This is a genomic window from Allokutzneria sp. A3M-2-11 16 (assembly GCF_024213555.1).
Taxonomy (GTDB): domain Bacteria; phylum Actinomycetota; class Actinomycetes; order Mycobacteriales; family Pseudonocardiaceae; genus Allokutzneria.
On sequence record NZ_JANAVO010000001.1, the window covers coordinates 1883484 to 1907913 of the forward strand.

Here is a 24430-nt window from a genome sequence, read left to right on the forward strand (position 1 = left end):
TCTCTAGGTAGCGCTCGGAACAAATCCGGATGCGACGAGTTTTGCCTCGTCAACGGGCTTCCCGTCGATCCGGATCGCGTCCACGTACACACCTCGACCCTGCATTTCCGCGTTGTTCTTTTGCCACCACCGCAAATGCACGGCGGTTGCGGGCAGGGTGGTCGACGCCCGCGCCCACGAGCGTCCCAGGAATCCCGAAACGGTGCCCGACGAGGACCACGCACCATCTCCGTCGCGCAAGGAGAACGGCAGCGGTTGCCAGGAAACGCCGTCCGCGGACGTCTCCAACGTGAACGTGTCCCCGGGCTCGGTGTCGACCCACAGGCCGAACTCCACAGCCGAGGAGCCCTTGACGGCTGCCGTCAAGGTGGAGGTCGGCGAGGCGGCGAACCACGAGGTGGGCCCGGAGAGCGGCCGGACCGGCACGGATCGAGCCACGGCGTCCGCGACGGCCTGACGACGGGGGTTCACGGACGGGCCGGAGGACGTGGGGTGCACGCGATTGGTCATCAAGATCAGGATCGAGCGCGTATCCGGATCGATGACCAGCGAGGTTCCCGTGAAACCGGTGTGCCCCACGGTGGACGGCGCCGCCATCGCGCCCATGAACGAGTGCTTGTAGATGTCGAGCCCGAGCCCTCGGTCAGCACCCGCGAACGCGGCGTTCCAGTTCGTGGTCATCGCGCGCACGCTCTCCTCGGAGAGAACGCGCGCGGAGCCGTAGCGCCCGCCGTTGAGCAGCATCTGCGCGAACACGGCGAGATCGGCGGCGGTGCTGAAAACGCCCGCGTGACCGGCAGTTCCGCCGAGGTACCAGGACGTCGAGTCGTGCACGACGCCCCAGATCAACCCGCGCGCCGCCGTCACCTGGGTCGGCGCGATACGGCCGCGCAAGGACGATGGCGGGGTGAACATGGTGTCGCGCAGGCGAAGCGGCTCGGTGATCCCCTCCGACACGAGTTCCGGCAGCGCGCGGCCGGACACCCGCTCCAGCACCTTGCCGACGATGATCAGGCTCAGGTCGGAGTACTCGTAACGGGTCCCGGGCGTCGCGCGCAGACCGACGCGGTAGATCGCCGCGAGCCGCTCCGGGATCGTCGGGTACGAGCCGACCGCGAGCCCGGCGGGCAGGCCGGAGGTGTGCGTCAGCACGTGCCGCAGCGTCACGGTCTCCTTGCCGTTGACGGCGAACTCCGGCAGGTAGCGGGCGACCGGCGCGTCCAGGTCGACGCGACCGCGCTCGGCGAACTGGAGCGCGACGACGCTGGTGAACAGCTTCGAGATCGACGCGACGTCGAAGATCGTGTCCGGCCGCATCGGAAGCCGCGAAGCCGGTGGCAGCTCACCGTTCTCGTTGTGCCGCAACGCGTCCCCGAACGCCGAGTGCTCGAAGACCACTCCGTTCCGCGCGCCGAGCACAACCGCGCCGGGATAGGGCCCGCCCTGCGCGATCGGAGCGAGCGGCGGCACGGCGGCGGTGCCCCTGCGCAGGACCTGGTTCGCGCTGCCCCAAGGCGAACGCGGCCTTGGCAGCACCAGTTCGCCGAGCACGGGAAGGTGATCGGAGACGGGACTGACCAGCACGTCCATCGACCGGAACCGCGCGGAGGACGCGGTGATGTAGTCAATGCGCTTCTCCGGCGGATCGACGGGATACGTGAGCCCGCCGGAGCGACCGTGCACCGCGAGCCACCCGTCGCTCAGCTCTGTCCACAGTGGACTGAGCTCCGGCGCGTCCGGGCCCGCGTTGAAGTCACCGACGAGAATCCTCGGCGCGCCACGGTCCTGGCCGAGCACCTTCAGCGTGTCCGCGACCTGCATCCGGCGCACGGCGGGATCGCCGCGGTAGTCCAGGTGGGTCGTGTAGACGTGCGTCCGCACGCCGCGGACGTCGAGCACGATCTCCGGGAAGCCCGGCATCAGCTCGGGAACCGGATTGCCGCTCTGCGTGGACAGCCGCGTGATCTTGTGGTTCTCCGCCGACAGGATCGGGAAGCGGCTCAGCAGCATGACACCGAACTGCCTGCGCGGCTTGCCCGGCTCCAAGGGGTCGAGGTCGTAGATCGGCGCGAAGAACTTGTGCATCCCCAGCTCGGACGCGAGCGACGAAGCCTGGTCGGCCCAGTTGCTCCGCGCCGACCAGTGCACGTCGACCTCCTGCAGGCCGACGACATCGGCCTTGGTGGCGCGGATGGTCTGCGCGACCCGGGTGAGGTCGAGCCGGTTGTCCACGCCGATGCCGGTGTGGATGTTGAACGACAGCACGCGCAACGCAGCCGGGGAGGCGACTGCGGGCGTTCCCGTGAGCAGCAGCGCCGCGATGACAAGGAGAACGAGGCGCCGCATCAGATCCTCCAGGTCAACCCGTGGCCGAACGGGAAGTGGCCGGGCACGGTCACGGGGAGCTTGCCGCTCGGGCTGACCTCGCCGTAGATGACGCGCACCGCCGACTCCAGCGCCGGACGCGCGTACGAGTACGTCGCCACGTACGTCCCCAACAGCGAAGCGGCTTCATAGGGTTCGCGGACGCCGATCACCACGACGCGCTTCCCGGTGCCCTGCAAGGCCTTGACCAGCCGTTGCTGTTCGGCGGACGCGTTGTTGGTGATCACCACGTTGAGCTCGGTCGCCGCCGCGACAGCAGCTTCGATCTGCGCCTGAGTGGGCTTCGCCCCGGTCGGCAGCACGGTCGTGGCCGCGCCTCTGCCCGCCAAAGACCGCGCGAGCTTGGCCGGAGCGGGCTCCGCCGTCGTGCCCCATCCGGTGACCAGGACCTTCCCGGGCTTGTCTGGCAAGGGCAGCACGGAGTTGCGCAGCACCGTCGTGCCGCGGTCGGCGACCTCCTGCGCGACGCGGAGGCTCGCGGGCACCCCGACCACCGGGTTCGGGTCGACGAAGCGGTTCGCGTACAGACCGCGCTTGCGCTTGAGGTCCAGGATGCGGCGCACGGACTCGTCGATCCGCGCCTCCGTCAGCTCCCCGTCGCGCACCGCCTTGAGCACGGCGTTGTAGGCGAGGTCGATGTTCGGCGGCTTGAGCAGCTGGTCGACGCCCGCCTTCAGCGCGAGCACCGGAACCCGGGCGTCGCCGTACTTCTGCCGCACGCCTGCCATGCCCAGGGAGTCGGTGACCACCACGCCCTGGAAACCGAGCTTCTCGCGGAGCAGGCCGGTGATGATCGGCTTGGACAGCGTCGCCGGATCACGGGAGGGATCGAGCGCGGGCACCACCAGGTGACCGGTCATGATCGAGTCGATCCCGCTGTCGATGGCCGCGCGGAACGGGGGAGCGTCCAGCCGTTCCCACTGCTCCCGGCTGTGGTTGATCACCGGGATGCCGGTGTGGCTGTCCACGTTGGTGTCGCCGTGCCCGGGGAAGTGCTTGGCGGTCGCGACCACGCCGCCCTGCTGGTAGCCCTCGACCTGGGCGGCGGTCAGCCGCGCGGCGAGCGTCGGGTCCTCGGCGAAGGACCGCGCGCCGATCACCGGGTTGAGCGGGTTGACGTTGACGTCGGCGTCCGGGGCGTAGTTCTGGTTGATGCCCATCGCCCGCAGCTCGCGCCCGGCGATCAGCCCGGCGTCGCGGGCGAGCACAGGGGAGCGGGAGGCGCCGAGCGCCATGCTGCCGGGGAACTGCGTCGCGGGTTCGCCGACGCGGTAGACCACGCCGTGCTCCTGGTCGGTGCTGATCAGCAACGGCAGCCGGGACGCGGCCTGGAGCCCGTTGGACAGCCCGGCGGTCTGCGCGGGGTTGGCGGTGTTGCCCGCCCACGAGAAGTAGATGACGCCGCCGAGGTGGTACTTCTCGATCAGCTGCTTGGCGTTGTCGACGCCGAGTTCCTTGCGGTTCGCGGCCACGTGCGCCGGATCGGTCGTGTCGGCCGTCGCGCCGTAGGCGTAGGTGACGAAGAGCTGGCCGACCTTCTCTTCGAGGCTCATCCGCGGCGCCCCGGCCGCCGGCGCCGGGCTGGCGACGGCGGCCGAGAGCGCGGCGACGAGGCCGATCAGGTGAAGTCTTTTCGCCATGGAGACTCTCCCGGTGAGTTGCTGACAACTCCGGGAGTGGACGCTACGGCCAGCGCAGCGCGAGCGCGATCACCTGAGTGGCCTCCTCCCGCGTGAAGTTGTCGTCCCCCACCAGCACCAACGACCGTTCACCCGTGGCCAGCGGCGGACCCCAGGTGAGGCCCTCGATGTTGAACACCGCCTTCAGCGGCAGCTCGGCCAGGTCCAGCAGGAGTCGTTTGCTCACCGGCCTGACCTGCGCTTTCGCCAGGGAGTCCACGTTCTTCACGTCGGTCGCGCCGAGCGTGGAGATCTCGTACACCCGCGCCTTGTAGCCCGGCCCCGGCACGTAGGTCCGCTCCAGCACCAGGTAGCGGCTGGGGTCAACGGGGTCAGCCAGGATCGACGCGATACCGGTGTCCGCGTGCCACGGGCTGCTCGGATCGGACTCCGCGTACAGCGGCTCCTGCTTGTAGGCGAACTGCGCGAGCACCCCACCGCCGCGCGAGTGCAGGGTGATCCGGGACAGCGCGCCCGCCTTCGTCGTCGGCACCGGGCCGTCCTCCAGCAGCGGCCCCTCCATCGCGCTGGTCAGCACCGCGCCGCGGCGGCTGAACGTGATCGCTTCGAGCACCAGGTTCTGCTGCGGTCCGCGCTCCGGCTTGACCTGGTAGTTCGACGGAAGCGGCAGTTCGCCCGCGTGCGCCCCGCTCCGCTCCGCACGCTGGATGGCCGGCTGGATCGTCGGGTTGGCGCGGTTGCCCTCCTGGCTGAGCCAGTACTGCCCGGTCCACGGGTCGACCCGGATCTCCTCGGGATCGATCGCGTTCAGCGGGTAGGTCGAGCCGTCCGGGCGCCGCAGCGGCTGGGTACCGGTGAAGCGCACCGAGCGCAGCGCGGTCCGGTCCATCTCGATCCGCGCCCGGTAGAACCGCGCGGGCTGCAGGTAGGACCGATCATCGCTGATCAGCACGTACTCGCCGGACCTGGGGTCGTAGTCGACGCCGGAGAGCCCGCCGACCGAGGTGCCCTGGAAGTCGAGCTTGAACGGGACGATCTGCTCGCCGAGGAACCGCACACCGGGCGCGGCCGTGGCGACCGCGGGGGTGAGCAGCGAGGCCAGCAACGCGAACGCGGCGGCCAGTGATCGAGTTCTCATGATCTCGACCGAACTGACCGCCGCGTCGCGGCGCAGTTACCCGGTTCAGCGAACTGCCAGGGCAATCACCTGAGTCACCTGGTTCTTCGCGAAGTTGTCGTCGCTGACCAGCACGAGCGTCCGCTCACCGGTCGGCAGCCGCGGACCCCAGCTCATCCCCTCGACGTTGTCCACGGCGGACAGCTTCAGCGAGGCGAGATCGACCAGCAGCTTCTTGCGCACCGGCTTGACCTGCTTGTCGCCCTTCAGCGAGCCGACCTGCTTCACGTCGGTGGCGCCGGAGGTGTCCACCTCGTAGATGCGGATGCTGTTCGCCGGTGCGGCGCCGGTGGAGAACGAGCGCTCCATGACCAGGAACTTCGTCGGGTCGTACTGGTTCACGGCGAGGATCGCGTCGACGCCGTTGACGAAGAAGCCGCCCGCCGGGTTCGGCGCGGCGTGCACCTTGTCCAGCGGGTAGGCGTACTGCGACAGCACCCGCCCGGCGAACCGGTCCTGGACGGTGATCCTGCTCAGCGCGCCGTCGGTCAGCGTCGCCTCCGGGCCGTCCTGGAACAGCGGCCCCTCCATCGAGCTGACCACCAGCGCACCACCCGCGGCGAAGGTCAGGCCCTCCAGCACGGCGTTGCGGCGCGGGCCCACCTCCTGCGCGGACATCTTCAGGTTCGGGGCCAGCGGCAGCGCCCGGGCGAACCGGCCGTCCTTGTGCGCGGCGAGCACGGTCGGGTCGACGAGCACCGGCTTCTCGCCGGTGATGCGATCTCCCTCACTGGTCCACAGGTAGTTCCCGGTCCACGGGTCGATCCGGATGTCCTCGGGGTCGGTCGCCCCGGCGGGGTCCTTGCCGTAGGCCGGGTAGGTCGAACCGTCCGGGCGGAGGAACGGCTTGGTCCCGGTCAGCTCGAACCCGCGCAGCCCGTCCTTGGTGATGTCGATCTTGGCGGTGTAGAACCGCGCGGGCTGCCGGTCGGACCTGTCGTCGCAGATCAGGACGTACGAGCCGGTCTTCGGGTCGTAGTCGATGCCGGAGAGCCCGCCCACCGTGGTGCCCTGGTAGTCCTGGGCGAACGGGACGATGTGCTCACCGAGCAGCCGCACCCCGGCGGGGCGGGCGGTGGCCGGTGCCGCCGAGGCGACCAGGAGCGCGGTGACAGCCACCGGGAGAAGACGTCGCAGCATGACGCGTAGCACACCCCATTCGGATGACGGCAAGGTTGCTGAGCGGTGGAGCGTAGAGGACACCTACTCTCGTGGCGTGACGAACGCTGCTGGGATCGACGCACCCGCCCCCTTCATCGTGCAGACCGCGCTGGGCGCGGTGCTCGTCGTGGCGGGGCTGGCCGTCGCGGTGATCGGCGCGCTCGGGCTGCTCGGCAGGCTGCCGCGCAACCGCTTCGCCGGGGTCCGCACCGAGGCGAGCATGCGGGACGACGACACGTTCCGCGCCGCGAACCGGGTCGCCGGGCTGCCCTTCCTCGCCGCCGGTGTCGTCGCGGCCGCCGCCGGTGGGATCGCGATGATCACCCCGGACGCGCTGGCCACGGTGATCATCATGGTGATCGGCGTCGTCGGGCTGTTCGGGATGATGATGGCCGGTGGCGCCATCGGCACCCAGGCAGCGGCCTCGGTGCCGGAGAAGCCCGCGGGCGGTTGCGGCGGGTGCTGCGGCGGCGGCTGCGCTAAGGCGCTGCTGGGCGGCTGAGCAGCCGGTACGCCTCGTCGGCGAGACCGCGGACGACCTCGCCGAGCTCCACTCCGGCCTGCCAGCGCGGCGGGATCACCCCGACGCCGTCGCGGGCGCCGAGCAGGTTCCCGCAGATCGCCCCGGTGGAGTCCGAGTCGCCGGAGTGGTTGACCGACAGCAGCAGCGCGTCCTCGAAGTCCTCGCCGACGAGCGCGCAGCACACCGAGATCGCCAGCGCCTCCTCACCGACCCAGCCACCGCCGAGGGACTCCAGCGCCTCCGGCGTCGGCCTGCCCCGCGCCGCGAGCTCGCGGGCCCTGGTCAGCGCGTTCAGCGTCTCCTCGTGCCTGGGGTGCTTGCGCAGCTCCGCCGTGGCGCTGCCGAGCGCGGTCTCCAGGTCCGCCCCGCGCAGCAGCAGGCTCGTCATGGCGGAGAGCACGCCCGCGGACAGGTAGCCGGAAGGATGTCCGTGGGTGAGCGCGGCGATCGCGGCCCCCAACCAGAACGAGTCGCTGACGTAGGAGCTGAAGATCCCGGCGGGCGCCGCGCGCATGACCCCGCCGCAGCCCTTGGAGTCGTTGATCGGGTCCGTGGTGGTCCCGACCTTGCCGTAGGCGCTGGCGCGGAGCGCGGTCAGGCAGGTGTTGCCGGGCGCCCGTTGGCTGTGCAGGGCCTCCACCCGCACCAGGCCGCCCTGCGGCGTCGCCTCGACGTCCTTGATGGACCTGCCGGCTTCCTCCCACGGAATGCCCTGGGTGTGCAGCCACCGCAGATAGGCGCGCAGCACGGCCGGGACCGGGTTGGTCGCGCGGTCCGAGAGCAGCAGCCCTTCCAGCGTGAACAGCGTCATCTGGGTGTCGTCGGTGATCGCGCCGCCGTCGATGCCGTAGCAGGCGTCGAAGTCCCGCGAGCCCTGGTCGCCGTAGCGGGCGCGGATGTCGCGCAACGACATGAACTCCACCGGCGCGCCGAGCGCGTCGCCGACGGCCCCGCCGAGCAGGCAGCCCAGCAGCCGGTCCTTGGTCAGTTGCACTTGACGTCCTCCGGATAGGTGGCCAGCAGCGACAACGGCATGCCCTGTCGACGCAGCACCCGGCCCCACAGATCCGCCCCGGGCGGATTGAGCACGTCATCGGGGAGCGCGGGCACCACGAACCAGTCGTCCCGCTCGATCTCCTCCTCCAGCTGGCCGGAGCTCCAGCCGGAGTACCCGGCGAACACCCGCAGGCCGCGCACCCTCGGCACCAGCTCCTCGGGCTCGGTGTCCAGGTCCACCAGCGCCACCGGCCCGCTCACCTTGATCAGCCCGTCCAGCGCGGCCACGTCCTCGCCCGCCCGTAACGCCGCGAGGCACAGGGCCGTCTTCTGCTCGACCGGCCCGCCGACGAAGATCGCCTGCGGTTTGCTGGCGTGCTCGCCCCAGGTGGGCAGCACGTCGTGCACGGCGATCTCGCTCGGCCGGTTCAGCACGACACCGAGGGTGCCCTCGTCGCGGTGGTCTATGACGTAGACGACCGTCCGGCGGAAATTGGGATCGACCAGGCTGGGTGTCGCGACGAGAAGCGTGCCCGGCTCGACCTCTACCTCGGCTTGCACGCCGGACATGATCCCACCCGCCGTCCCCGCCCCCGACAACCGCGTTCCCCTGAACGGGCCGGAGGCTCGTGTTCGGCGTCCCCGGCCCCGTACCCTCGTTCCGTGACGACCGCCACGGGGGACCCGGCCGCCGCGGAAGCCTCCATGAAGCCGCCCCGGCTCGGCCTGCGCCGGCTTCTCAGCACCCCCGGCTACGCCCGGCTGTTGATCACCCGCTTCCTCGCCCACTGGGGCGACGGCGTGTTCCAGGCCGGGATCGGCGGCGCCGTGCTGTTCAACCCGGAGCGCGAGGCCGATCCGCTGGCCATCGCCGCGGGCTTCGCCGTGATCCTGCTGCCGTACTCGCTGGTCGGGCCGTTCGCGGGCGCGCTGCTGGACCGGTGGGACCGGCGGCAGGTGCTGCTGGTGGCGAACCTCGTCCGCGGCGCGCTGATCCTGCTGGTCGCGGTCGCGGTGGGCACCGGGGTCGCCGGGCTGCCGCTGTACGCGAGCGCGCTGCTGGTGATGGGCGTGAGCCGGTTCGTCGGGGCCGGGCTGTCCGCGTCGCTGCCGCACACCATGGACGAGGAGCACCTCGTCGAGGCGAACGCGATCCTGGCGACCGGCGGTGCCGCGATGGCCGCCGTCGGCGGTGGCTGCGCGTTCGCCCTTCGGGCGATCTTCGGCGGCGACGACTTCGGCTCGGCGTGGGTGACCGCGTGCGCGGTCGTCGGCTCGGTGCTCGCCGCGCTGGCCGCGTCCGGCTTCGCCAAGGGGTCGCTCGGCCCCGACGAGCGCGATGAGCCCGCGAAGGCCGTCACCGCGATCGCGCACGGCCTGATCGACAGCGGCAAGGTCGCCGCCCGCACCCGCAGTGTGGCCACCGGGTTCAGCGCGCTGATCGCGCACCGGATCGGTTTCGGCACCTCGATGCTGCTCGGCCTGCTGCTGATGCGCTTCGCCTTCACCGACGTGGGCTGGCTCAAGGCCGGGATCGCCGGGGTCGGCGAGGCGTTGGCCGCGGGCGCGATCGGCCTCGTGCTGGCCGCGTTCATCACCGCGCCCGCCGTGCACCGCTTCGGCCGCAAGGCCACCGTCTGCGGCGCGCTGTTCGTTTCCGCCGCCGCGCAGCTCGGCCTCGGCCTGCCGATGACGCTGCCGAGCATCCTCGGCGCGGTGCTGGTCGTCGCGTGCTGCAGCCAGGTGATCAAGCTCTGCGTCGACTCCGCCGTGCAGCACGACGTCGGCGACGAGGCGCGGGGCCGGGTGTTCGCGCTCTACGACGCGCTGTTCAACCTGACCTTCGTCAGCGCCATCACGGTGACCGCGCTGCTCGTGGCGCCCGACGGCAGGTCCCCCGAGCTGATGTCCGCCGGAGCCTGCGCGTACCTCATCGGCCTCGGCGCCTACCTGGTCATCGACCGCCGCATGGCCCGCCGCGCCGCCTGACGCCCGCCCCGAACTCGCCCCCTGGTTGGGGCGTCTTCAAGTACACCGAACCCCCGCCCAACGCGTCTTCAACCGCAGCAAACCCACGCGGACGCGGAGGTTCGCCGTCGTTAGCGATCGCTGGATCGGGGGTCGGGTGTACTTGAAGACCGGCGAACCTGGGTGCGCTAGTCGTCCTTCTTCTTGGACTTCAGCAGGACCTTCGTCGTCTTCGGCACGACGGCGCCCGCCGCGGGCTCCTGCGTGACGACGACCCAGTTCCTGTCGTTGACCAGCAGCCGCTTCCGCCCGGTCGCGTCCTCCTCGGTGAGGTTGCGCAGCCCGGCGGCCTGCATCGTGTCCTGCGCCTTCTGGTGCTCCATGCCGACCACGTTCGGCACGGTCACGTCGCCCGCCGCCACCGCCGTCTTCGTCGCGGTCGTGGTGGTGGGAGCGACGGAGGCCGGTGGCGCGCTCGTCGGCTTGCAGCCGGACAAGGCGACAACGGCCAGCGCCACGACAACGGTCGTCCTGATCACGCGACCCCCTCGGTCGTACCTCAGGAGCCCCCGTCGCCCAGCCCCTTGTCGCGGGCCCACGCCTTCAGTTCGGCCTCGGCCTCGTCCCGGCTGAGCGGCCCCCGGTCGAGGCGCAGCTCCTTGAGGTGCTTCCAAGCCTGGCCCACCAGCGGACCGGGGGACAGCCCCAACACGCGCATGATCTCGTTGCCGTCGAGGTCCGGCCGGACCCGGTTCAGGTCCTCCGCCTCGGCGATCCTGGCGATCCGCTCCTCAAGACCGTCGTAGGTCCGCTGCAGCGCGCCCGCCTTGCGGCGGTTGCGGGTGGTGCAGTCCGCGCGCACGAGCTTGTGCAGGCGGGAAAGCAGATCACCCGCGTCGGTGACATAGCGGCGAACCGCGGAATCGGTCCACTCACCCCGGCCGTAGCCGTGGAAGCGCAAATGCAGATAGACCAGCTGCGCGACGTCCTCGACGATTTCTTTGGAGTACTTCAGCGCGCGCAGCCGCTTGCGCGCCATTTTCGCGCCGACCACCTCGTGGTGGTGGAAGCTCACCCCACCGCCGGACTCGAAACGCCTGGTAGCGGGCTTGCCGATGTCGTGGAGCAGCGCGGCGAGGCGCAGCACCAGGTCCGGGCCGTCCTCTTCGAGGTCAATCGCTTGATCAAGAACAACCAGCGAGTGGTGGTAGACGTCCTTGTGCTGATGGTGTTCATCGATTTCCAGCCGCATAGCGGGGACCTCTGGCAACACGTGGTCGGCGAGACCCGTGTCCACCAGCAGTTCCACGCCCCTGCGCGCGTGCTCCCCGCAGAGCAGCTTCGACAGCTCCGCCTGCACGCGCTCAGCGGTGATGCGGTTGATCTCCTCGGCCATCCCGCGCATCGCCTCGACCACCCTCGGCGCGACGTCAAAGCCGAGCTGGGCGACGAACCGGGCGGCGCGCAGCATGCGCAGCGGGTCGTCGGCGAAGGACTCCTCCGGCGGCGCCGGGGTGTCGAGCACCTTCCCGGCCAGGGCTTCCCGGCCGCCGTGCAGGTCGACGAAGCGGTGCTCGGGCAGCTCAACGGCCATCGCGTTGACGGTGAAGTCCCGCCGCAGCAGGTCGCCGTCGATGGTGTCGCCGAACACCACCTCGGGATTGCGGCTCACCCGATCGTAGGTATCGGCGCGGAAGGTGGTGATCTCCAGCGTGCTGCCGTTCTTGACCACCCCGAGGGTGCCGAAGGCGATGCCGGTGTCCCACACCGCGTCCGCCCAGCCCTCGACGAGCCGCTGCACCTGCTCGGGGCGCGCGTCGGTGGTGAAGTCCAGGTCGTTGCCCGCCCGGCCGAGCAGCAGGTCGCGCACGCTGCCGCCGACGAGGAACAGCCGGTGGCCCGCCGCGGCGAAGCGCTCGGCGAGCTCGTCGGCGACGGGGGCTATCCGAAGCGGTTGCACGGGAACGTCCTGCTCGGTGGCTGCGGAGGGGGCTGCTGGTCCGGACACGAGAAGCGAGCATATGGCAGTGGGCCCGCTCGCTTCGCGGCTCGTCATGGCCGGAACGCCCCGCCACTACCATCGCCGGTATGCCTTCCCCTTCCGGCCGTTCCGGCGGTACCAAGCCGGGTCGTCGGAACCGACGGACTCCGAAGCGGCCCCTGCGGACCGTCGACGAGGTCTCGGCGGGCGGGCTGGTGCTGGACGCGCATCGGACGAGCGCCGCGCTCATCGGCAGGCTCGACCGCAGGGGGCGGCTGCTCTGGTCGCTGCCCAAGGGCCACATCGAGGCCGGTGAGACGGCCGAGCAGGCCGCGGTGCGCGAGGTCGCCGAGGAGACCGGTATCCGGGGCAGGATCCTGATGCCACTGGGCACCATCGACTACTGGTTCGTCGCCGAGGACCGGCGAGTGCACAAGACCGTGCACCACTTCCTGCTGGAAGCGGTGGGCGGAGAGCTTTCCGATGAGGACGTGGAGGTCACCGAGGTGGCGTGGGTGCCGCTGGGTGAGCTGGACGCGCAGCTCGCGTACGTCGACGAGCGCCGACTGGTGCGCCGGGCGGCCGAGCTGCTGGGTGATGGTCAGGAGTCGGCGTGAAACGCCTGTTGGCGGCCCTGGGAGTGGCTGTTTTCCTACTCGGTACGACGCCGCTGGCGCATGCGCAGCGCGGGACCGGTGACAACGGTGCCGACGTGCCCAAGCACGGCAGGCTCGACCTCGACGCGATCACGCCGAGGGTGGTGACCGCGGAGACGACCGAGATCAGGGTCACCGGGAAGCTGACCAACATCAGCGACCGCAAGGTGAGCCGGATCGAGGCGCGCGTCCAGGTGGGCCAGGCGCTGGCCAGCGACGACAAGGCGCACGCCGCGCTCACCGGCACGGTCGCCACCGACCAGTCCTCGCGCTGGTCCAGGGTCGCCGACGTGCTCGATCCCGGGCAGAGCGCGCGGGTGGACTTCGTCGTGCCGCTGGACGTGCTGCGGATCACCGCGCCCGGCGTGTACCCGTTGCTGGTCAACCTCAACGGCTACCCGGAGTACGGCGGCCAGGCCCGGATCGCGGAGAACCGGATGCTGCTGCCGGTGCTGGGCACTCCCGGCGGAGCCGCGACCCCCGCCGCGCCCGCGACGATCACCATGATCTGGCCGATCATGGACCGGCCGCACCTGCTGCCGGTGTTCGACGCCCTCCGGGACAAGCGCAGGGTTCTGCGCGACGACGAGCTGGCCAAGGCGCTGCAGCCCGGCGGGCGGCTGTCCAACCTGGTCGAGGCGGTCGAGGAGGCCGCGCCGAAGAGCTCCCCGGTCGGCAACTCGCTGTGCTTCGCCATCGATCCCGACCTGATCGACACCGTGTCCGCGATGACGGAGAACTACGCCGTCCGCAGCGGCACGCGGATCGTCGACCGCTCACCGTCGGCCGCCGCGAAGCAGTGGCTGGACCGGCTCAAGGACGTGGTGCAGGGCCGGTGCGTGCTCACGCTGCCCTTCGCCGACGTCGACCTGGTCGCGCTGTCCAGGGCCGGGCTGACCGACCTGGAGAAGCTGGCCAGGGAGAAGGACTCGCTCGTCACCGAGGCGCTCAACGCCGTGCCGGTGCAGCACGTGGCCTGGCCCGCGGACGGTGTGCTCGACGCCAGGGCGCTCGCCGACCTGGACGAGACCGTCGTGGTGATGGACCAGCGCGGACTCCAGCAGAACCCGCCCGCCAGCCAGCCGGTCCGGGTGACCGCGGCCAAGCAGGGCGTGCAGACCGGCCCGAGCGTGCTGATCGCCGATCCCATCGTGAACACCGCGTTCGAGCGGGCGGGCCAGAGCGGGTCGCTGCGCATGCAGAACGCGCTGGCCGCGATCGCCTACCGGGCCGGCGCGGTCGGCAAGACCGGTGGCAGCGTGCTGGTGACGCCGCCGAGGCAGTGGACGGAGTCCGCCGAGGAGCTGACCGCGCTGTTGCGCGCGACCGCTCAGCTGGTCGACGGCGAACGGCTGGCGAAGCCGAAGCGGCTGACCGACCTGGCCGCGGTGTTCAACCCGGGCCGCACGGTGCCGCTGAACTACCCGCCGCCGGGCGGGGCGCGGGAGATCTCGCCGGAGCTGACCAACCGGGTGCTGGAAGCCCGGAACACCGTCCGCGACATGCTGAACTACATGGAGGAGGACCCGGCGCGGAAGATCCGGCCGAGCGCGCTCACCGACCCGCTCCAGCTGGGCCTGCTGCGCGCGATGTCCTCCGCCTGGCGCACCGACCCGGTCGGCGGCGAGGCGGCCAACGCCGAGGTCACGGAGCAGGTCACCGCGCTCACCAGCCAGGTCGACGTGGTGGAGCCGCCGACGTCCTACGCGCTGGCGTCCTCGTCGAGCCCGCTGCCGCTGACGCTGCTGAACAACCTGCCGGTGGCGATGAAGGTCCGGCTGAACTTCTCCGACACCCCGGGCCTGCGCACCGAGCCCCTCGAAGAGAAGCTGGCCCCCGGCGGCGGCCGCCAGATCAAGGTCAACGCCGAGGTGAACCGGTCCGGGCAGTTCACCGTCACCGCCTGGCTGACCACGCCGAAGGGGGGCCTGCAGCTGGGCCAGCCCAAGCGGCTCACCCTGCGGTCGGCCGCCTACGGCAGCGTCACCCTCGGCATCACCCTCACCGCCGGGCTGCTGATGGTCGGGATGATGGGCATGCGCGTCTACAAGCGGCTGCGCTACGGCCCGACCATGAAGAAGCCGGTCGAGGACATGAACGAGCGACTCCCGCAATCGGAAGGCACCTGATGACCGCCAGCACGACCGGCGCGAACGGTCCGGCACCCGTCCCGGCGAAGGCCGAACCGTCCCTGGCCAAGGCCAGCGGTTCGATGGCGATCGCCACCCTGGTCAGCCGGATCACCGGGTTCGGCTCGCGGGCCCTGCTGCTGTGGATCATCGGTTCCGGCGTCATCACCGACTCCTACAACGCGGCGCTGACCGTCCCGATGCAGATCTACGAGCTGCTGCTCGGCGGCGTGCTGACCAGCGTCCTGGTGCCGCTGCTGGTGCGGGCGCAGAAGGACGACGCGGACGGCGGCCTCGCGTACACGCAGCGGCTGCTGACCATGGGCCCGGTGCTGGCGGCCGGCGCGGCGATCGTGGCCGTCGCCTGTGCGCCGCTGCTGACCAGCATCTACGTCGACGGCTCGACCAACCGCGCCAACCCGGAGCTGGCGACCGCGTTCGCCTACCTGCTGCTGCCGGAGATCGTGTTCTTCGCGATCGGCGCGCTGTTCATGGCGGTGCTCAACGCGCGCGGGGTGTTCGGCCCGACCGCGTGGGCGCCGGTGATGAACAACGTGGTCGTCGTGATCACGCTCGGTGTCTACGCGCTGCTGCCGGGGGAGCTGACCCTCGACCCGGTGCGGATGACGGACGCGCACGTGCTCGTGCTCGGTGCGGGAACGACGCTCGGCATCGCGGTGCAGGCGTTCGTCATGCTCCCGGCGATGCGCAAGGCCGGTGTGCGGTTCCGCTGGCGCTGGGGCTGGGACAAGCGCCTCACCGAGTTCGCCGGACTGGCCGGCTGGACCTCGCTGTACGCGGCCTTCGGGATCGCGGGCATCGTGGTGAACACCCGCGTGGCCACGGCCGCCGCCGAGGGCTCGCTCACCAACTACAGCCTGGCGTGGCAGCTGTTCCAGCTGCCCTACGGCATCCTCGGCGTCTCGCTGCTGACCGCGATCATGCCGAGGATGAGCCGCAACGCGGCGGACGGCAACATCAAGGCGGTCAAGAACGACCTCGGACTCGGCACCCGGCTGATGGCGCTGATGCTGGTCCCGGTCAGCGGTGCGCTCACCGTCATCGGCAGCGATATCGGCGTCTCGATCTTCAACCTCGGCAAGACCTCCTACGAGCAGGCGTACAGCCTGGGCTCGACGCTCGCCGTGTCCGCCTTCGGCCTGCTGCCGTACGCGGTGAACCTGTTGCAGATGCGCGTCTTCCAGTCGATGAAGGACGCCCGCACGCCCGCGCTGATCATGCTGATCATGATGGTGTTCAAAATCCCCGCCATCCTGCTGTGCCCCAGGCTGCTCGCCCCGGAAGACGTGGTGCTCGGCCTCGCGGTGATCAACTCGGCGACCTTCCTGCTCGGCTGGATCATCGGCGACATCTGGCTGCGCATCCGGATCGGCAGGCTGGAGACGGGCAAGACGCTGCGCAGCGTCGGGCTCGCGGTGTTCGCGACGACGATCGGCGGCGCGATCATGTTCAGCGCGTCGGTGCTCGTCGACTGGATCGTTCCGGTCGGCTCGTCCGACTACTGGTACTCCTTCGTGTCCCTCATCACAGCCGGACCACTCGGTCTGATCGCCACCTTCGCAGTCCTTGCGGCACTGGACATCAAGGAGCTGCGGCCCGCGCTCAACCGGATCGGCCGAATCGTTCGCCGCAAGTGAACCGCGCTTTTCCCGTACCCTGAGTGACGACTGAGCGGGCCGCGCACGCAGGGGCGACGGCCGTCCTTGACGGCGCGCGGCAAGAGGGAGAGTGCGGGGTGACTGGCACGCCGTCCGAGCACAAGGCACCGCGTCGGGAGGCGGCAGGGGCCCTGGTTCCCGGTGTCGCGATCGCGGGCGGCCGGTACCGGTTGCTCACGCACATCGGCTCCGACACCCGGGTGCCCGCGCAGTTCTGGCGCGGCCGGGACAACTCGCTCGGCCGGGACGTCGCGCTCACGCTGCTCGTCGGTGATCCCCGCGACCCGGACAGCGCCTCCCGCGCCCGGCGCACCCTCGAACGCTCCATGCACCAGGCCGGTTTCACCCACCCCGGCGTCGCCAGGGTGATCGACGTGCTGTGGCAGGGCAACGGCCTTGACCCGGCGGAGGGCCTCTACGGCATCGTCGTCGCCGAGTGGACCCTGGGCACCGACCTGATCGACCTCGTCGCCGAGGGGCCGCTGCCCGCGGGCACCGCGTCGAAGCTGCTCGAACCGCTGGCGGGCGCGGTCGAGGCCGCGCACCACATCGGGCTCGTGCTCGGCACCGACCACCCGCTGCGGCTGCGCGTGACGGCGGACGGCAAGCTCCGGCTGGCCTTCCCCGGCCCGCACCCCGAGGCCGACGCCCGCCAGGACGTCCGCGGCCTCGGCGCCGCGCTCTACCTCCTGCTCACCGGCCGCTGGGCGCTGCACGAGGGCACCAACGGCCTCCCAGTCGCCCCCACGGGCCCTGACGGCACCGTGGTCTCGCCGCAGGCCCTGCGCCCCACGCTGCCGCACGAGATCTCCACGGTCGCCGTCCGGAGCCTGGTGGACACCAGCATCGGCGGCCTGCGCACCGGCGCGGCGATCCTGCGCGTGCTGGAGCAGACCGCGGCCGACGAGGCCGAGCTCGCCGCTATCAAGGCGGAGGACGAGCGGCTGGCCGCGGAGCGGGCGGAGTCCGCCGACGACATCGCCAAGGACAAGCGCCTCCGCAAGCGCAGGCTCGCGCTGAGCTTCACCGCGCTGGCCGCCGCGACGGTCGGAGTCTTCGCCTACCTGGCGTTCCAGGTGATCGGGATGTTCCAGCAGCAGCCGAGCCACTCGGGCCCCACGGTGGCGTTCAGCCAGTCGCCGACGCCGAACCCGCAGCCGGGCAACCCGCCGCCCCCGGTCAATCCGCCGAAGGCGGGCGGCCCCGCGTCGGTCGCTTCGGTGAGCGTCTACAACGTCTCCGGCGAGCCCGACAACGTGAACCGGATCAAGCGGGTGATCGACGGTGACCCGCGGTCGAGCTGGAAGACGATGACCTACCGGCAGCCGTTCCCGGCGCCGAAGCCGGGCGTCGGCGTGATGGTCACCCTCGACGAGGCTGTGAAGCTGGCCAAGGTCGTCGTGGACTCGCCGAGCGACGGCACCACGGTCGAGGTGCGCAGCGCGAACTCCGACGACGCCAGGCTCGAGGACACCAAGGTGATCGGCTCCGGAACGCTCGCCTCCGGGGACACCGAGATCCAGCTGAACCCCGACGGCAGCACCAGGTACGTGCTGCTCTGGATCACCGGGCTGGCCGGCAGCGAGGGCCGCAACGTCTCCGAACTCTCCGAGCTGACCTTCCTTCGAGCGGAGTAACACCCGGCAGGGTGAACGCCGTTTCACGTGGAACGTTATTCTCGCCGCGTGACAGCCGCTGCCAGTTCGGACGGTGCTCTCATAGCGGCACACGCCGCGGGCGATCCCCACGCGTTCACCGAGTTGGTGCGCAGGCATCGGGATCGGTTGTGGGCGGTTGCCCTGCGCACCCTCCGCGATCCGGAAGAGGCGGCCGACGCGCTCCAGGAGGCGTTCATCTCCGCCTTCCGCGCCGCCGGCTCGTTCCGCGCCGAGTCCCAGGTGACCACCTGGCTGCATCGGATCGTCGTGAACGCCTGCCTCGACCGGATCCGCCGCCGCCAGGCCAGACCCACGGTGCCGTTGCCCGAGGCGGGCCCGGGAGAACCCGCGGTCACCAGGGACGCGATGGCCGACCGGGAGACCTCGCTCGCCGTCCAGTCGGCGCTGGCGGAGCTCCCGGCCGAACAGCGATCCGCCATCGTCCTGGTGGACGTCGAGGGCTACTCCGTGGCCGAGACGGCGAAGATCCTGGGCATCGCGGAGGGCACGGTGAAGAGCCGCTGCGCCAGGGGCCGGGGGAAACTGGCCAAAGTGCTGGGGCATCTGCGGAACCCCGACGCGGGTGACAACGTCTCACATGATGCTGGGGCCAGGCAGGCACGGCGCCATGGGGAGGGAAGATGACCGGCAACGAGCGGCGTTCACGGACGCCTGATGGACCGCCGTGGTCCGTTGACCTCCTTGCTGACCTGCACGCGGGTGTTCTCGACGTCGACGTCGCGGCCGAACTGCGGCCGCGGGTGGAACGGGACCCGGAGGCCAGGGCGGTGCTCGCCGCGCTGGACGCGACCACCGCCGACCTCGCGGCGCTGCCGCCGGTGACCATGCCGCCGGAGGTCTCCGCGCGCATCGAGGCGGCGATCCAGCAGGAGGTCCGCGCCGCCATGGCGAACGTCGGCCTCCAGGTGTCCGCACCCGGACCGGCTCCGCGGGGCAACGTGGTCTCGCTCGACCACGCCCGGCGCAGGCGCAGGAAACAGCTCGGCTGGGGCGGCGGCGTGCTCGCCGCGGCCGCGGCCGTCTTCGGCATCGTGGTGATGACGCTTCCCGGCAACACGACCGCGGGCACGCCCCAGGCGCAGCCCGGCGTCACTCCGAGTTCTTCCGCGCCGGGGCCAGGGGACGGGCCCTTGACGCTCAAGGACTCCGACCTCGCCACGGTCCCGCCCGGCGTCACCGGTGCCAGCGACCTCGGCCCGCTCAGCGACAAGGCGAAGCTCTCCGCCTGCCTGCAGGCCAACGGCTACCCGGCCACCACGGTCCCGCTCGGCGCCCGTCAGGTGACGCTGGACGGCAAACAGGGCGTGCTGCTGATCCTGGGCGATCCCGCCATGGTGGGCAGGCAGCGGCTGCTCGTCGTGGGGCCGAACTGCTCGGCTGGCAACCCGGACAAGCTCGCCGAGAAGACCGTCGGACGCTAGTTCCGCCGCCGTTCACTGTGACGTGAACGGCGGCGGGAACAGCCCCACCTAGGATCGCGTTGAGCCCGGTACCGGGAGATCAGCCAGACGCGGAGGCCCTAGGTGAGTGCAGACGTCCGAAACCTGATCATCGTGGGTTCCGGCCCGGCCGGATACACCGCGGCCGTCTACGCGGCACGCGCCCAGCTGGACCCGCTGGTGTTCGAGGGCAGCCAGTTCGGCGGCGCGCTGATGACCACCACCGAGGTGGAGAACTACCCCGGCTTCCGCGACGGCATCATGGGCCCGGACCTGATGGAGCAGATGCGCGCCCAGGCCGAGCGCTTCGGGGCGGAGCTGCGGGCCGAGGACGTCGAAGAGCTGGACCTGACCGGCGAGATCAAGACGGTCCTGGCAAACGGCGTCCGCTACCAGGCCCGCTCGGTGGTCCTGGCGATGGGCGCGGCAGCCCGCTACCTGCACGTTCCCGGGGAGCAGGCGCTGCTCGGGCACGGCGTGTCCGCGTGCGCCACCTGCGACGGGTTCTTCTTCCGCGACCAGGACATCGCGGTCGTCGGCGGCGGTGACTCGGCGATGGAGGAGGCCACCTTCCTGACCCGCTTCGCCAAGTCGGTGACGATCATCCACCGGCGGGAGGAGTTCCGTTCCTCGCGGATCATGCTGGAGCGCGCGCGGGCCAACGAGAAGATCAAGTGGCTCACCAACGCGGCCGTCACCGAGGTGCTCGGGGAGACCAGCGTCACCGGCGTCCGGGTCACCGACACGGTGACCGGCGCGGAGTCCCTGCTGCCGGTGACCGGCCTGTTCGTGGCGATCGGGCACGACCCGCGCAGCGAGCTGGTCCGCGGCCAGGTGGACACCGACTCCGACGGCTACGTGGACGTGCGGCACCCGAGCACCGCCACCAAGATCGACGGCGTCTTCGCCTGCGGCGACCTGGTCGACCACACCTACCGGCAGGCGATCACCGCGGCCGGGTCCGGCTGCTCGGCCGCGATCGACGCCGAGCGCTGGCTGGCTGAGCACGCCCCCGCCGCCGAAGCCGTCCCCGCGGCCGCCAACTGATCAGCAGACCCGCAGCGACTACCCAGGAGAGAACATGGCGAACACCGTGACCGTCACCGAGGCGACCTTCGCCGACGAGGTCCTGAAGAGCAGCAAGCCCGTGCTGGTGGACTTCTGGGCGACCTGGTGCGGACCGTGCAAGATGGTCGCGCCGGTGCTGGAGGAGATCGCCGCGGAAAAGGCGGACCAGCTCACCATCGCCAAGCTGGACATCGACGCCAACGCGGGCATCGCGCGGGACTACCAGATCATGTCCGTGCCGACGCTGATCCTGTTCAAGGACGGCCAGCCGGTGCAGAAGATCGTCGGCGCCAAGCCGAAGGCCGCGCTGCTCAAGGAGATCACCGACCACATCTGAGGTCGCTCGCCGATCGTCGCCATGCAACCCCGGTCCACCCAGATCCGTCTTAGATGGGTGGGCCGGGGTTCGCCTGTTGTGGGCGTCCGGCCACTCCCTGTAGCCCGAAGAAGGCCGCGTGGAGTAGCAGGGCACAATATGGCTTTCACGATCCGCGCCGCGTCTCTCGGCGCCTGAAATACAAGCGAGGGGTGCATGCTGCTGCTCCGCCGCGGTGACGATGGTCCAGCCGTTGCCGAGATCCGAGCCACCCTCGTCACGCTGAAGCTGCTGCCTCCCGCGACCGGCTCCGGCCGCCCGGACGTCTTCGACGACGCCGTCGAGCACGCGGTGCGCACCTTCCAGCAGCAGCGCGGGCTGATCACCGACGGCATCGTCGGTCCCGCCACCTACCGCAGCCTCTGCGACGCCCGGTGGCGCCTCGGCGACCGCAACCTGGCCTACCTGGTGTCCAACCCGATGTGCGGGGACGACGTCTACGCGCTCCAGGAACGGATGCTGGAGCTCGGCTACAACGCCGGTCGGGCCGACGGGGTCTTCGGCAGCCAGACCGAGCACGCGCTGCGCAACTTCCAGCGCGACTACGGCCTGGTCGTGGACGGCATGTGCGGTCCTGGCACGCTGCGCGCCCTGCGCCAGCTGTCCCCGCGCGCCCGCGGCGGCCGCCAGGTCTTCCTGCGCGAACAGGAGAACCTGCGCAACTCCGGCCCCCGGCTGAGCGGCAAGCGCATCGTGATCGACCCGGGCCACGGCGGCCAGGACCGCGGCGTGTTCGTCGCCGGTGTCGCCGAGGCCGACCTGGTCTGGGACCTCGCCCGCAGGCTCGAGGGCCGCATGGTCGCCACCGGCATGGAGGCGCTGCTCTCCCGCGGTGAGCAGGTGTGCCCCGCCGAGGCCGACCGCGCCCAGTTCGCCAACAAGGCCGGCGCCGACCTGTTCCTGTCGCTGCACACCGACGCGAACCGGTCCCCGCTGGCCGAGGGCGTGTCGACCTACCACTTTGGCACCGGCCAGGGCACCACGTCGTCCACCGTGGGGGAGGCGCTGGCCGGTTTCATCCAGCGCGAGCTCACCGCGCGGACCGGCCTGCTGGACTGCAACACCCACCCCAAGACCTGGGAGACGCTGCGGCTGACCCGCTGCCCCGCGGTGCGGGTCGAGGTGGGTTACCTGACCAACGAGAACGACCGCCGCCGCCTGCTCGACCCGGCGTTCCGCGACATCGTGGCCGAGGGCATCCTCGTCGCGGTGAAGCGGCTCTACCTGCTCGGTGAGAACGACCAGCCGACCGGCACGTTCACCTTCAAGGACCTGCTCCAGTACGAGTTGGCCAAGGCGGACTGAGCCCACGACGCGAAGAAGCCCCGGCCACGAGGCCGGGGCTTCTCGTCGTTGGTGGGCCTCAGCGCAGGCTGGACTCGGAGAGCGAAGCGGTGCTGGTGATGCTGACCTCGCCGAGCAGCCGCTCCAACGCGGCCTCGACGTCTTCCTTCCAGGTCAGGCCGGTGCGCAGCTCCAGGCGCAGCCGCGGCCAGCGCGGGTGCTCCCGCACCGTCTTGAACCCGACGCTGACCAGGAAGCCGGACGGGATCACACAGCTGTCCCTGTCCTTCTCCTGGGCGCTGCCGAACGCCTCGATCGCCCTCACGCCGCGGCGGGTGAGGTCCTTGGCCACGGCCTGGATGAGCATCCGGCCCAGCCCGGTGCCCTCGAACTCCGGCAGCACCTTCAGCGAGGTGAGCATGACCGCGTCCGGGCTGACCGGGGCGGTGGGGAAGGCGGCGGCGCGGGGGACGGCGTTGGGCGGCGCGTAGAGCACGAAACCCGCTGGCACGTTGTCGCTGTAGGCGATCCGGCCGCAGGAACCCCATTCCAGCAGGACGCTGGAGACCCAGGCTTCCTTCTCGAGCTCGGTCTGGCCGAACTCCTCGGCCTGCTCCTTGATATGCGGGGCCAGCTCCCAGAACACACAGCCCCGGCAGTGCCGAGGCAGATGGTCCAGGTTGTCCAGCGTGACGCTGTCGACGCGTCGCGACACCTGACCTCCCCGCAGAAGGACGTCACTCGCCTTCTCCGACGAGAACGCTAACCAGCATAGGCGCGCCGGGCCCACGGCCGAAAGTGACATAGCCAGCATGGTGGGGCCGCCCCGACCGGCGTCTTTCTAGACTAGACCGACGTTGTCGGTGTGCACGGCCCCAGGGAGCGCCGCATGAACCTACCGGGACAGGGACCTGAGCAGCAAAGCAACCCTTCGGTTGTGGCAGCTGCGGGTCGCAGCCTCGACCCGCACGTTCAGCGCTACGCGGCCAGGACCGCGGGCATGACCGCGTCGGAGATCCGCGCCCTGTTCGCCGTCGCCAGCCGCCCCGAGGTGGTCTCGCTGGCGGGCGGGATGCCGTACCTGGCCGCGCTGCCGATGGACTCGCTGGCCACCGACGTGGCCGAGCTGATCGCGACCGAGGGCCAGCAGGCCCTCCAGTACGGCTCCGCCCAGGGCATTCCGCAGCTGCGCGAGCAGATCTGCGAGGTCATGGCGTTGGAGGGCATCTCGGCCCACCCGGACGACGTCGTGGTGACCGTCGGCTCGCAGAGCGCGCTGGACATGGTGACCAGGATCTTCTGCGATCCGGGCGACGTGGTGCTCGCCGAGGCCCCGTCCTACGTCGGCGCGCTCGGCACCTTCACCGCCTACCAGGCCGAGGTCGTGCACGTCGAGATCGACGACAACGGCCTGATCCCGTCCGCGCTCAGCGCCGCGCTGGACGCCGTGCGGGCCGGCGGCAGGCGGGTGAAGTTCCTCTACACGATCCCCAACTTCCACAACCCCGGCGGCGTGACCCTCTCGGTGGAGCGCCGCCCGGAGATCCTGCGCATCTGCGCCGAGCACAACGTGCTGATCATCGAGGACAACCCGTACGGGCTGCTCGGGTTCGACGGGCAGACCTACCCGGCGCTGCGCGCGAGCGAGCCGGACAACGTGGTGTACCTCGGCTCGTTCTCCAAGACGTTCGCGCCCGGGCTCCGGGTGGGCTGGGCGCTCGCGCCGCACGCCGTGCGGGAGAAGCTGGTGCTGGCCGCCGAGTCCGCGACGCTGTGCCCGCCGACGATCACCCAGGCCGTGGTGGCGAAGTACCTGGCCAAGCACGACTGGAAGGGCCAGATCAAGGTCTACCAGCAGGCCTACCGCGAGCGCCGGGACGCGATGCTCACCGCGCTCGAACAGCACCTGCCCGCTGGCTGCACCTGGACCAGGCCGGACGGCGGCTTCTACGTGTGGCTGACCGTGCCGGAAGGCATCGACACGAAGGCGATGCTGCCGAGGGCGGTGACCCAGCGCGTGGCCTACGTGCCGGGCACGGCGTTCTACGGCGACGGGTTCGGCAGCAGGAAGATGCGGTTGTCGTTCTGCTACCCGACCCCGGAGCGGATCCGGGAGGGGGTGCGGCGGCTGGCGACGGTGCTCGAAGGCGAGCTCGAACTGCTGCGCACGTTCGGAACGGTGACGACGCGGCAGCTCAGCGGCCCGCAGTCGCCCGCGCCGGATACTGCCTGACACGGAGTTGTCCACAGCTGTCCACCGATAGTGGCTAGTTGTCCCCAGAATGGGGC

21 protein-coding genes are annotated in these 24430 nt (G+C 70.8%); 12 read left to right on the forward strand and 9 right to left on the reverse strand.

Annotation, left to right across the window (positions count from 1 at the left end):
- Positions 1-3 precede the first annotated feature (3 nt).
- From NLX83_RS09430 to NLX83_RS09445, 4 genes are read right to left on the reverse strand one after another with little or no spacing between them, the layout of a single operon-like run.
- Positions 4-2346 (reverse strand): serine hydrolase, encoded by a 2343-nt coding sequence (locus NLX83_RS09430; RefSeq protein ID WP_254234446.1) that lies wholly within the window; start codon positions 2344-2346, stop codon positions 4-6.
- Positions 2346-4025: a glycoside hydrolase family 3 protein gene (locus NLX83_RS09435; RefSeq protein ID WP_254234447.1), complete on the reverse strand. Its 1680-nt coding sequence runs from the start codon at positions 4023-4025 to the stop codon at positions 2346-2348. Before NLX83_RS09435 ends, NLX83_RS09430 begins: the two co-directional genes overlap by 1 nt.
- 43 nt (positions 4026-4068) lie before the next feature.
- Positions 4069-5163: an esterase-like activity of phytase family protein gene (locus tag NLX83_RS09440; RefSeq protein ID WP_254234448.1), complete on the reverse strand. Its 1095-nt coding sequence runs from the start codon at positions 5161-5163 to the stop codon at positions 4069-4071.
- Between the two features lie 45 nt (positions 5164-5208).
- On the reverse strand, positions 5209-6342 hold the full coding sequence (locus NLX83_RS09445; RefSeq protein ID WP_254234449.1) for an esterase-like activity of phytase family protein: 1134 nt from the start codon (positions 6340-6342) through the stop codon (positions 5209-5211).
- Positions 6343-6418: 76 nt separating this feature from the next.
- On the opposite strand from NLX83_RS09445, the gene NLX83_RS09450 reads away from it, so the two are divergent.
- Positions 6419-6865 (forward strand): SdpI family protein, encoded by a 447-nt coding sequence (locus NLX83_RS09450; RefSeq protein WP_254234450.1) that lies wholly within the window; start codon positions 6419-6421, stop codon positions 6863-6865.
- On the opposite strand, the gene NLX83_RS09455 is transcribed toward NLX83_RS09450, so the two are convergent.
- Both NLX83_RS09455 and NLX83_RS09460 read right to left on the reverse strand, forming a co-directional pair.
- Complete coding sequence (locus NLX83_RS09455) at positions 6843-7880, reverse strand: ADP-ribosylglycohydrolase family protein (RefSeq protein WP_254234451.1); 1038 nt, start codon at positions 7878-7880, stop codon at positions 6843-6845. The genes NLX83_RS09450 and NLX83_RS09455 overlap by 23 nt on opposite strands.
- Positions 7871-8452: a YqgE/AlgH family protein gene (locus tag NLX83_RS09460; RefSeq protein ID WP_254234452.1), complete on the reverse strand. Its 582-nt coding sequence runs from the start codon at positions 8450-8452 to the stop codon at positions 7871-7873. The genes NLX83_RS09455 and NLX83_RS09460 overlap by 10 nt, the downstream gene beginning before the upstream one ends.
- 93 nt (positions 8453-8545) lie before the next feature.
- Between NLX83_RS09460 and NLX83_RS09465 the strand changes: the two genes are divergently transcribed.
- Positions 8546-9871, forward strand: coding sequence for an MFS transporter (locus tag NLX83_RS09465; RefSeq protein WP_308209287.1), 1326 nt, complete (start codon positions 8546-8548; stop codon positions 9869-9871).
- A 167-nt stretch (positions 9872-10038) separates the two neighbouring features.
- Here NLX83_RS09465 and NLX83_RS09470 read toward each other — a convergent pair whose 3' ends face one another.
- The gene (locus NLX83_RS09470; RefSeq protein ID WP_254234453.1) at positions 10039-10389 is read right to left on the reverse strand and encodes a PASTA domain-containing protein; all 351 of its coding nucleotides are present in this window, start codon (positions 10387-10389) and stop codon (positions 10039-10041) included.
- 20 nt (positions 10390-10409) lie between these two features.
- Complete coding sequence (locus tag NLX83_RS09475; RefSeq protein ID WP_254234454.1) at positions 10410-11906, reverse strand: CCA tRNA nucleotidyltransferase; 1497 nt, start codon at positions 11904-11906, stop codon at positions 10410-10412.
- 32 nt (positions 11907-11938) lie between these two features.
- Between NLX83_RS09475 and NLX83_RS09480 the strand changes: the two genes are divergently transcribed.
- From NLX83_RS09480 to NLX83_RS09520, 9 genes are all read left to right on the forward strand, one after another.
- Positions 11939-12448: an NUDIX hydrolase gene (locus NLX83_RS09480; RefSeq protein WP_254234455.1), complete on the forward strand. Its 510-nt coding sequence runs from the start codon at positions 11939-11941 to the stop codon at positions 12446-12448.
- On the forward strand, positions 12445-14616 hold the full coding sequence (locus NLX83_RS09485; RefSeq protein ID WP_254234456.1) for a DUF6049 family protein: 2172 nt from the start codon (positions 12445-12447) through the stop codon (positions 14614-14616). Before NLX83_RS09480 ends, NLX83_RS09485 begins: the two co-directional genes overlap by 4 nt.
- The gene (gene murJ / locus NLX83_RS09490; protein WP_254234457.1) at positions 14616-16274 is read left to right on the forward strand and encodes a murein biosynthesis integral membrane protein MurJ; all 1659 of its coding nucleotides are present in this window, start codon (positions 14616-14618) and stop codon (positions 16272-16274) included. Before NLX83_RS09485 ends, murJ begins: the two co-directional genes overlap by 1 nt.
- A 98-nt stretch (positions 16275-16372) precedes the next feature.
- Positions 16373-17932 carry a hypothetical protein gene (locus NLX83_RS09495; RefSeq protein WP_254234458.1) on the forward strand — a complete coding sequence of 520 codons (1560 nt, stop codon included), beginning with the start codon at positions 16373-16375 and terminating at the stop codon, positions 17930-17932.
- Positions 17933-17980: 48 nt separating this feature from the next.
- A complete protein-coding gene (gene sigM, locus NLX83_RS09500; protein WP_254234459.1) occupies positions 17981-18598 on the forward strand; it encodes an RNA polymerase sigma factor SigM in 618 nt (205 codons plus the stop codon).
- Positions 18595-19395: a hypothetical protein gene (locus NLX83_RS09505; RefSeq protein ID WP_254234460.1), complete on the forward strand. Its 801-nt coding sequence runs from the start codon at positions 18595-18597 to the stop codon at positions 19393-19395. The genes sigM and NLX83_RS09505 overlap by 4 nt, the downstream gene beginning before the upstream one ends.
- A 102-nt stretch (positions 19396-19497) precedes the next feature.
- A complete protein-coding gene (gene trxB / locus NLX83_RS09510; protein ID WP_254234461.1) occupies positions 19498-20460 on the forward strand; it encodes a thioredoxin-disulfide reductase in 963 nt (320 codons plus the stop codon).
- 34 nt (positions 20461-20494) lie between these two features.
- Positions 20495-20818, forward strand: a complete 324-nt coding sequence (gene trxA, locus NLX83_RS09515; protein WP_254234462.1) for a thioredoxin — start codon at positions 20495-20497, stop codon at positions 20816-20818.
- A 195-nt stretch (positions 20819-21013) separates the two neighbouring features.
- Positions 21014-22162, forward strand: coding sequence for an N-acetylmuramoyl-L-alanine amidase (locus NLX83_RS09520; protein WP_254234463.1), 1149 nt, complete (start codon positions 21014-21016; stop codon positions 22160-22162).
- A gap of 58 nt (positions 22163-22220) precedes the next feature.
- On the opposite strand, the gene NLX83_RS09525 is transcribed toward NLX83_RS09520, so the two are convergent.
- Positions 22221-22856, reverse strand: a complete 636-nt coding sequence (locus NLX83_RS09525; protein WP_254234464.1) for a GNAT family N-acetyltransferase — start codon at positions 22854-22856, stop codon at positions 22221-22223.
- 174 nt (positions 22857-23030) lie between these two features.
- On the opposite strand from NLX83_RS09525, the gene NLX83_RS09530 reads away from it, so the two are divergent.
- Positions 23031-24374 (forward strand): aminotransferase-like domain-containing protein, encoded by a 1344-nt coding sequence (locus NLX83_RS09530; RefSeq protein ID WP_374118709.1) that lies wholly within the window; start codon positions 23031-23033, stop codon positions 24372-24374.
- Positions 24375-24430: the final 56 nt, after the last annotated feature.